The sequence below is a fragment of the Streptomyces sp. NPDC002446 genome (genome assembly GCF_053595675.1).
In genome coordinates, this window is sequence record NZ_JBSFYC010000028.1 from 88,761 (window position 1) to 94,936 (window position 6,176).

The 6,176-nt window shown below is 70.3% G+C and carries 6 protein-coding genes; all 6 read left to right on the plus strand.

The window, feature by feature from the left end; genetic code table 11:
- Positions 1 to 31: 31 nt before the first annotated feature.
- The gene (locus tag ACWD6P_RS18145) at positions 32 to 628 is read left to right on the plus strand and encodes a Type-2Aa cytolytic delta-endotoxin (RefSeq protein WP_451445090.1); all 597 of its coding nucleotides are present in this window, start codon (positions 32 to 34) and stop codon (positions 626 to 628) included.
- A 330-nt stretch (positions 629 to 958) separates the two neighbouring features.
- Entirely contained in the window at positions 959 to 1,912 is a 954-nt protein-coding gene (locus ACWD6P_RS18150) for a YVTN family beta-propeller repeat protein (protein WP_451445091.1), read from the plus strand.
- Between the two features lie 443 nt (positions 1,913 to 2,355).
- On the plus strand, positions 2,356 to 2,721 hold the full coding sequence (locus tag ACWD6P_RS18155; protein ID WP_451445092.1) for a peptidase inhibitor family I36 protein: 366 nt from the start codon (positions 2,356 to 2,358) through the stop codon (positions 2,719 to 2,721).
- A 129-nt stretch (positions 2,722 to 2,850) separates the two neighbouring features.
- On the plus strand, positions 2,851 to 3,228 hold the full coding sequence (locus ACWD6P_RS18160) for a VOC family protein (RefSeq protein WP_451445093.1): 378 nt from the start codon (positions 2,851 to 2,853) through the stop codon (positions 3,226 to 3,228).
- Between the two features lie 264 nt (positions 3,229 to 3,492).
- The gene (locus tag ACWD6P_RS18165) at positions 3,493 to 4,014 is read left to right on the plus strand and encodes a hypothetical protein (RefSeq protein WP_451445094.1); all 522 of its coding nucleotides are present in this window, start codon (positions 3,493 to 3,495) and stop codon (positions 4,012 to 4,014) included.
- 354 nt (positions 4,015 to 4,368) lie between these two features.
- Positions 4,369 to 6,176 (plus strand): type I polyketide synthase (locus ACWD6P_RS18170; protein ID WP_451445095.1); only part of this gene is annotated, 1,808 nt, incomplete at its 3' end.

Sequence of the window (6,176 nt, forward strand, 5' to 3'; positions counted from 1 at the left end):
ACGTGTTCATTTCCGCATGTGAGGAGCAGTCATGGCCGACCAGACCACCGCTGAGAAGACCACCTTCCGGACGGTCTTCGAAGTGGGCGCCGATGCCCTGGAGCAGACACGGCGCCTGGCCGACACCTTCCAGCACGCGATCGCCCCGGCGACCGTGGACCACGACTTCGGTGAGCTCAGCCGCGCCGCCGAGGCGATCCCGGACAGCTCGACGGTCAAGATCATCCGCGGCTGGGGGCTCCAGGAGACCGCGCCCGTCGGCGTCATGGTGCTCTCGCTCCGGGAGGCCGTCCGGCAGGGGCTGACCCACCCCTTCGGCAACCCCGCCTTCTGGGAGAAGGCCGAGGCGGCGCTCGCCGACGCGTTCGTCGGCCTCGGCGAGCAGCAAGGCACCCACCTCGCGTTCCACGGGGACGCCACCGACAGCACCAGCTACTACTACAACCTGCTGTTCGCGCTCCAGGACGAGGAGACCGGGGGCTTCATCCACGCCGTCGCCTTCTGCGTCGATGTGACCGTCGCGCTGGACGGGGCCAAGGCCCGCGCGCTGACCTTCGACGACATCGCGCGCTTCACGGTCCGGCTGAACGCGGTCGGCGTGCGGCAAGCACTGCGGACCGCCGTCTGACCACCGGCCGGGGCATGGTGCGACGCCGTGCCCCGGTTCGCCGTACGCCGTGGTGCATCGCGGTGACCGGGCCTCTGGGGCGTGAAACCGCCGGGTTTCACTCCCTGGGGGCACGGGCGAGGGCTGGCTGGCCGGTAGAGCGACTGCGGGATCTTTAGATGCCTGATCTTGTGGAACCGTAATGATCACTACTGATCCGGGAGAGCCATGCATCGATTTCCCCTGGCCAGCGCCCGGCCAGGCAAGACACCGGGCCGGCAGCGTCCGATCGCACCACCCTCGTCCCGCCGGAGCCGTCGCCTCTGCTGGACCTCCGCCACCGCGTTACTCGTGCCCTGGGTGCTGGTCGCGGCCGGCTCACCGCCGAACCCGACGAGCCGACAGGCGGCGGGCCGCTACCCGGTGCGGGTCAGCGCGTATGTGGCCAACAGCGGCTCGGCGACCGTCTCGGCCTATGACACCCGTCTGGAGCGCCGGATCGGCGCCGTCCAAGTGGGCTACGGCCCGACCGGAGTGGGAGCGGACCCGGACGGCGAAGCGGTCTACGTCGCCAACAGCCGTTCCGACACCGTCACCTTCATCCGCACCGCCTCCCGGATGCCCAAGGCCACCGTACGGGTCCAGCACCGGCCCTTCGCGGCGATGCCGACCCGCGACGGCCGCCTGGTGCTGGTGTCCAACTTCGGCTCGGACACCGTCTCGGTCATCAGTGTCCACGCCCGCAAGGTGATCGCCACCGTGCCGGTGGGGCCGCTGCCGCACAGCATCACCACGGTGCCGGACCGGCGCGCCTATGTGAGCGACAACGGCGGCGGCGCGGTGACCGTGCTCGGCCCGGACTCACATGCGATCCGGGACATCCCGGTGGGAGACTTCCCCAGCGGAATCAGTTCATCGCTCTCCGGCAACCGGGTGTACGTCTCGAACACCGGCTCCGGCACCGTGTCGGTCATCGACACCCACAACGACACGGTCGTGGCCACCCTGCCGGCCGGCCGGGCGCCGCTGGGCAACGCGGTCAGCCCCGACGGCAGGCGCCTCTATGTCGCCGATTCGGCCAGTAACTGCCTGCTGATCATCGACATCCCCGCCGGCCGCGTCATCGCCCACATCCCCGTCGGCGTCCAGCCGCAGGGTGTCGCCGTCACCCCGGACGGCCACCGGGTGTGGGTGACCAACGAACAGTCCGACAGCGTGTCGGTCATCGATCCCTTCGCCCGGCGGGTCCGCGCCACCCTGCCGACCGGCCACGAGCCCGAAGGCATCGCCATCACCCCACGCTGAGCCTGACCCCCACCCCATGCGCCAAGGGCTGGGTTCCGCACTCCGCACGAGCCGGTCGGTCGGCTGACGGGTCGTCCGATCGCCGCTTCCCGTGGCGAGGGCGCGCCCTCTGCAGTGGCCGGACCTGCTGCCGTTCGTCCGTCGAAGGCACAGCCGGGATCGGGCCGCGAGAGGCGCGCCCCCCGTCTGCGCGCCTCGCACAGCTCGAACAACGCATGGCTCCGCGCAGCCGGACACTCGTACAACGCTGCCCGGAAGCGTGACAGTCACTCGAACGCCGCACATGGCTCCGGCCGGTGCCACACACTCGTCCGTACGGCTTTGGTCTGGTCCAAGTACCGTCGGTCGGTGCAGGTGATCAGGCCAAGCCCGCCCGTACGTCCGGCGAATGCCCAGGTAGGCGCCACAGTTCGAGTCATGCTTCGACTGTCACGGGAGATCCCATGCGCATCCAGCACATCACCGCGGCACTCGGTTCCCTGGCCGCCGCGGCCGCCCTCGCCCTGGCCGCCATCGCTCCCGCACACGCGGGCACCGGCGCGGCGTCAGACCCACAGGCCCGCGCCGCCGCCGTCTGCCCGCAAGGTTCCCTCTGCTTCTGGCCGGAGCCCCACTTCGGCGGGGAGATGCGCGCCGTGCAGGACACGCAGCACGCATGCCGGGCCACGCCGGTCGAACCCGCACGGTCGGTCTACCACCACGGCTACGAACCGCGGACCTTCTACGCGGGATCGAACTGCTCCGTACCCGTCGGCACACTCCAGCCCGGCGGCTCCGCCCGCTCCATTTCCATCTCCAGCTGGCAGTAAGGCCTTCGGCCACGAGGCAACCGGCCCCGCACCGGAGCCGGTTGGCTCGGACCGGACGCTGAGCCCCGCGCCGGAGCCGGACGTCTCCTGACCTGGACACCGCCGAAGATCCATGGTCGGTTTACCGGCATGACCTCTCTGATCCGCCATATCACCATCGACTGCGCCGACCCCTACGCCCTGGCCAACTTCTGGGCCCAGGCCCTGGACGGTTCGCTCGCCGACGACGACTTCCCCGGGGATCCGGAAGCCACGGTGAAGTCTGCGACGGCCGCTCTGCTGTTCATCAGAGTCGACGACCGCAAGACGGTGAAGAACCGTGTGCACCTGGACCTGCAGCCCCAGGAGCGCACCAGGGACGAGGAGGTCGAGCGCCTGCTCTCCCTAGGCGCCACGCTCCAGGGCGATCACCGCAAGCCCGACGGCACGGGGTGGGTGACGCTGTACGACCCCGAGGGCAACGAGTTCTGCGTGGAGCGCAGTGCGGCGGAACGAGACGGGAATTGACGCCCTGATCCCGGTGCCCGCCGGATGAGGCCCGCGCAAGCGGACCAGTTGCCAGTTGCCGGTTGCCGGCTACCGACCGACCGGATCACCCCGTCGCCGTGTCACGGTTGTCCCGACAATCCGGAACCGGAACGAGAAGGGGACAGAAACCGGATGGGAAGAACGATGGGGATAGGGATAGGGATAGGGATAGGGAGCGGGACGGGGCCGAGGGGCGGACGACGGCGCGCGGGGCTGCTGGCTCTGTGCCTGGGCGCCGCGTGTGTGGCCGTCACCCAGGCTCAACCGGCGGTCGCGCGCGGCACCCTCCCGGGATCGGCGACCGCTTCGGCCCGTACGGCGGGTCCGGCCGCACCCGCGGCCGCGAACATCAGGATCAGCGAGGGGCAGGTCGGCGAGATCGGGCCTGGTGGAACCCTCACCTACCCGAGCGTGACCAGCTGCCTGACGGTGACCGTCCGCCTCCAGGACGGCGGGAAAGTGGGCGCGCACGCCAGCCTCTTCCAGGTGCCGGGGGAGTACCGGTCGGACCGGATCCTCGCCGCGGTCAAGCAGCGCATCGGGGCACGGACGGTACGCGCGGTGGAGATCAGGGGCGCCGTCGGCGCCTGGGACCCGAGCTACTTCACCAAGGCTATCGAGAGCTACGGCGAGGGCGAGCAGGTCCCCGTACCCACGAAGCCCGACCCGGACGGTCTGGCCAAGGTGGTGGGGGAGGAACTCGGGGTGCCACGGGGCGAGGTGACGGTCCAGGACCTCCCCGACGGTGACCAAACCGTGGACTGACCGGCCCGGCCGACGCGTACGGCCGAGGCCGGACGCTGAGCCTGGCGAATAGGCGACCGGCTCCCCCCCCGGTCTCAATCAGGGCGGCCCCGCCCCCTCTCCCGTCTGCCGCTATTCCGCCGACGAGGCAATGCCTTTCTGCGGCTCAACCGCAGCGGATCGCGCTGGGGGCGGGGCTTCCGGTTAGGGGGGAGTAGGGGGCGATAGGGGTGTGGGAAGGGGGGATCCCTCGCCTAGTGTTGACGACGAGTGGTGCATGTGCGGTATGGGGTTTTCGGGGGGCACCACTCTCGACCAATCCCCTCGATATCCCTTCGTGTGCTGTAAGGGCCTGCGAAGAGCGAGGGTTGGGTTATGACGATTGTCCCCGGTGGCGTTACTGAGAGCGGTCCGAATTACGCGGGGGCGGTCGCCGTCGTCGGAATTTCGTGCCGACTTCCCCAGGCGCCGGACCCACAGGCCTTTTGGCAGCTGCTCAAGGAAGGCCGCAGCGCGGTAGGCGAAGTACCCCGCGACCGCTGGGACGTGGATTCCGCCGACGCCTTGACGGGGCCGGCCCGGCACGGGGCGTTTCTCGACCGGGTCGACGGCTTCGACGCCGAGTTCTTCGGTGTCTCCCGGCGCGAAGCCGTCATGATGGACCCGCAGCAGCGGCTTGTGCTCGAACTCGCCTGGGAGGCCTTCGAGGACGCCGGAATCCTTCCGGAGAGCGCGCGCGGTACGCGCACCGGAGTATTCTTCGGCGCCATTTGGGACGACTATGCAACTCTGCTGCACCGGCGCGGACTTTCCGCCGTCACCCAGCATTCGGTGACCGGCCTGCACCGCAGCATCATCGCCAACCGCGTCTCCTACGCGTTCGGACTGCGGGGCCCCAGCCTCACCGTCGACACCGCCCAGTCATCCGGACTCACCGCCGTCCACCTTGCCTGCGAAAGCCTCCGCAGCGGTGCGAGCGAACTCGCCGTCGCGGGCGGCGTGAACCTCAATATCGTGCCGGAAAGCGCCCTGGGCGCAGCGCAGTTCGGCGGCCTCTCGCCCGACGGCCGCTGCTACACATTCGACGAACGGGCGAATGGATATGTACGTGGCGAGGGCGGGGGCGCCGTACTGCTGAAGCCGCTCGCGCGGGCACTGGCGGACGGCGACCCCGTCTACTGCGTCATCCGCGGCAGTGCGATGAACAACGACGGCGCCACCGACGGCCTCACCGTGCCGAATCCGCAGGCCCAGCAGGAGGTGCTGCGGCTCGCCTACGAGGCGGCCGGCGCCGACCCCGCGCAGGTGCAGTACGTCGAACTGCACGGCACCGGAACCAAGGTCGGCGACCCCGTCGAGGCCTCCGCGCTGGGCGCGGTCCTGGGCGCCGCCGACGGCCGTGCACTGCCCCTGACCGTCGGCTCGGCCAAGACCAACGTCGGCCACCTCGAGGGCGCCGCGGGCATCGTGGGACTCCTGAAGGTCGCCCTGTCGATGCGGCACGGACAGCTCCCGGCCAGCCTCAACTACGAACGGCCGAACCCCCGTATCGCACTGGACGAATGGAACCTCCGGGTACAGCAGTCCCTCACGGACTGGCCCGCCGGGCGGACCGGCGCGCTGCCGCTGGCCGGCGTCAGCTCGTTCGGCATGGGCGGCACCAACTGCCATGTGGTGGTGGAGGGCGCCCCCGCCGGCGTACGCGGCAGTGGTGACGCCGCCGGCGATGACGTCGCAGCCGACCTCGACCAGGGACGTGCGGGCGACGGCGAGAGCGGCCGTCCCGGCTCCGCCCAGGACACCGGACCCCTGCCGTGGGTGCTGTCAGGCCGGACCACGGCCGCCCTGCGGGCCCAGGCCGAGCGGCTGCGCACGTTCGTGGCGGCCCGGCCCACGGCGGACGCGGCCGATGTGGCGCTGACGCTGGCGACGTCCCGCACCGCGTTCGAGCACCGGGCAGTCGTGATCGGCGACGACACCGACGAACTGCTGCGCGGCCTCGACGCGGTCTCCCGGGCACGGGTCTCCCCCGCGGTGGTGGAGGGCTGTGTGTCCGGTGTTTCCGGTCGGGTTGGTTTTCTCTTTTCCGGTCAGGGTTCGCAGCGGGTGGGGATGGGGCGTGTTTTGTATGGGGTGTTTCCGGTTTTTGCTGCGGCTGTGGATGAGGTGTGTGGGGCTTTTGA